The organism is Vibrio sp. V03_P4A6T147 (genome assembly GCF_002241085.1).
GTDB lineage: Bacteria > Pseudomonadota > Gammaproteobacteria > Enterobacterales > Vibrionaceae > Vibrio > Vibrio anguillarum.
Genome location: NZ_NDIO01000420.1, coordinates 1 through 3,370 on the forward strand (window position 1 = coordinate 1; position 3,370 = coordinate 3,370).

A 3,370-nucleotide genomic window follows, 5' to 3' on the forward strand; every position below is an offset into this window, starting at 1 on the left:
AACACTGGTAAAGAAAAATACAATTTAGATGCTCAGTATATTACTAAACTATTTCATACCATCATTGAAGACTCCGTCTTGCTACAGCAAGCATACTTGCAGAATCTAGCCAATCCGCAACTGAGCCGTAAACCGCTGGCAAGGGTTGCTTTTTTAGGTGCTAAAGGTTCTTACTCCCATCTTGCAACCCGTGAGTACTTCAGTCGTAAAAATACAGAGTTGATCGAACTCAATTGCGATCAGTTTAAAGAAGTCACTAAAACAGTTGAATCAGGTCATGCTGACTATGGGGTATTGCCGATTGAAAATACCAGTTCAGGTTCAATTAACGAAGTGTATGATTTGCTGCAACATACTACCTTGTACATTGTCGGTGAGCTCACTTTACCGATTGAGCACTGCTTGGTCGCCACCTCTGAATTACGTTTGGAAGAGCTCAAAATTCTTTATTCACACCCACAGCCCCACCAGCAGTGCAGCGAATTTTTAAGCCGCCTAAAAGGCGTTACACTTGAAACCTGTGCTAGCACCGCTGATGCGATGCAAAAAGTACAGCAGCTTAATCGAAACGATGTTGCCGCAATTGGCAATGCCTCCAGCGGTAAACTGTACGGCTTACAATCGATCAAATCTAATATCGCCAATCAAACAGAAAACCAGACTCGCTTTATTGTTGTTGCGCGAAAACCCGTGGAAGTCTCTACTCAAATTCCAGCGAAGACGACATTAATCATGTCGACATCGCAACAAGCTGGTTCACTTGTTGAAAGCTTGTTAGTGCTACAACGCTACGGTATCAATATGACCAAATTGGAATCGAGACCTATTATGGGTAATCCTTGGGAAGAAATGTTCTATGTTGATCTTGAATCACATCTTGATTCCATTGAAATGCAGCAAGCATTGAATGAGCTAACAAAAATCACTAAGCATTTAAAAGTATTAGGTTGCTACCCAAGCGAAAATGTTAAACCGACCCAAGTAAAACTTCAATAATCACATTTAAGTCAAATATTTGACAGAAGTCAGCTGACAGCCATCAACATAGTTCATATAATGCCCAATCATTTCACACATAATTAATCACTATGTTTTGGGCTGTCAGCCTACTTTGAATTCACGGAATATATTCCGCACGTCATAAGATATCTGTGACACTTTCATTGTGAACGATGCCCTTTTCCAATAAATAAGGTTCATCTACTTATATCATGATGAAAATCCATCCTTTGGCTTTAATGCTATTTCTACTAGGCATTTCAGCGCACATTCGAAGCTCAGAGCTCAATATTTATTTGTGGGAAGACACTATGTCACCGCAAATCGTTGATCAATGGCGGCAAAGCAGCGGCATCGATATTAATCTATATCATTTTGATAATGACGATGAACGCAGTCTATTGATGGTCAAAAGTGTCCAGCTACCTTTTGATATTGTAGTGTTAGATAACGTATCAGCTCTTATCTACTCTCGGCTCAACACCTTTGAAGATCTTAGTGCTCTACCGAATAGAAAGCATAATGATACGAAATGGAATCAAGCGTGCGGTAGCCACGCTATTCCTTACTTTTGGGGAACCGTAGGCATCGTCTACAAAAAAAGTAAATTTCCAGCCAAACCCAAAAACTGGGCTGATCTCATCGACATGCCACCAGCACTCCAAGGCCATGTGGGGATGCTTCACGATACAGTTGAAACCCTGTTGCCAGCATTGTATGCCCAACAACAATCGCCAATTACAAATAACGATAATTCACTGAAACAGGCTTATCAAAAGATGCTATCCGTGAATCGCAATATCTTAACCTATGAATATATATTGAGTTACGTCCGAAGCCATCCTGACAGTGATGGCTTAGATATGGCACTCGCATATAGCGGTGACCAATTTTCATTGAATAAGTATTTTGGCAGCAATGATTGGGATTTTGTCACCCCGCAAGGCCGACCCTATATTTGGGTGGATTGTTTAGCCATCAACAGCAATTCAAAAAATAAAGAGCATGCAAAAGAGTTTATAAACCACTTATTGAGCCCAGAAGTTGCCGCAATAAATGCAAAAGATATTAAAGCTGCGACACCAAACTTAAGTGCCCTAAATTTAATGCCAGATAGTTACCGAAATGATGCATCATTATTTCCAAACCCAGCTTTGTTAGAACAAGGCATTATTGATAGCGAATTGCTCCCTGCCGATATTAGTTTGAGAGCAAAAATCATTAACAGTATTTTGGAACAACATGAAGCTCAACAATAGAATTCTGTTGCTGATAACACCGGTTATTCTTCTCAGTGCAGTGGCATCTAGTTACATTATCTACTCCAATCAAAAAGATGCTTTGCTGAAAAGAGAAGAAAGCTATCTTCAACTGAGTATGGAAAAACTCGCGGGTCACTTTCGTCAGACCCAATACCTGGTGAATAGCTACGCTTACACCCTAACGAAAAGCGATATCATTCGTCACTACGTTGCACATGAGCGCAACCCTTATCGAGAGTTAGAACTGGTTGATAACTTTCAGCAAACATTGGAGATTCTCCAATCACAAGAGAATAATTTTATTGCGTTATCTATTTTGGATGGCAGCAAAAATGTTCTTTATTATGCCGAAAATAGTGGTGACCCCTTCGCCAAAATCGATACAAAAATTCTCAACCACATACAAAACACTTTCGATAGCACACAGAAAACCTCTTATGTTGACTATACGACAAATTCCAGCGGTGAAGGTATTCTAGTTCGGTATGATGTTTTAGATACTCAAACACTTACGACACCGCTTAGCTATAACCGCGATAAAATTTTCTTTGTTGTTGTTTTCGTCGTACTAGAACCCTTTAATCGACTGATGAAGAAAATAGAATTTGATAACCGAAGTACCATTTTTTTCACTGACGCAGCGGATATTAAAAAGGTAGGATTAACGCAAACTGTTGAATTAAAATCAGATCTTTATGCCACGCTTGATCCTGCACAGTATCTAATTAACGACAAACTTTATGCCATTAAAAAACGGTTAGCGTTGTCGTTTGGAATATCGACTCTAGTGACTGTGTTGCTGCTTTTGTATTTATTATACCGGCATGTAATCAAGCCCATATCCCAATTAGATCAACAATTGAAAGAAGTAGAGAATAAGCAGCGTGACAATATCGAAACTCTTAAGAGTAACGATGAAATTGGCCGGCTATCCTCTCGTTTTTACGATATGTATCAGGAGCTTGATACCACATATAAGAAAACAAAAGCACTTGCAGAATACGACCACTTAACAAAACTTGCCAATCGCCACCACTTTCAACAATCAGTAGAAAGAGTGCTAGCAAACGCAAGACACACAGATAACATCTGGGTTTTGTATATTGATT

Annotated in this window: 2 protein-coding genes and 1 pseudogene; all 3 read left to right on the top strand. The window is 39.5% G+C overall.

What is annotated here, in order from left to right; translation table 11 throughout:
- Window positions 1-996, top strand: a 996-nt coding sequence (gene pheA, locus B9J84_RS15885; RefSeq protein ID WP_143698882.1) for a prephenate dehydratase, incomplete at its 5' end; no start/stop codon positions are given.
- Window positions 997-1,211: 215 nt separating this feature from the next.
- Entirely contained in the window at window positions 1,212-2,258 is a 1,047-nt protein-coding gene (locus B9J84_RS15890) for a spermidine/putrescine ABC transporter substrate-binding protein (RefSeq protein ID WP_094124546.1), read from the top strand.
- A pseudogene (locus tag B9J84_RS15895) lies at window positions 2,242-3,370 on the top strand (diguanylate cyclase); the annotation flags it as partial. The gene B9J84_RS15890 and the pseudogene B9J84_RS15895, both read left to right, overlap by 17 nt.

Coding starts and splice junctions, on each gene's coding strand:
- B9J84_RS15890 (WP_094124546.1), top strand. CDS start 1,212: ATGATGAAAATCCATCCTTTGGCTTTAATGCTATTTCTACTAGGCATT.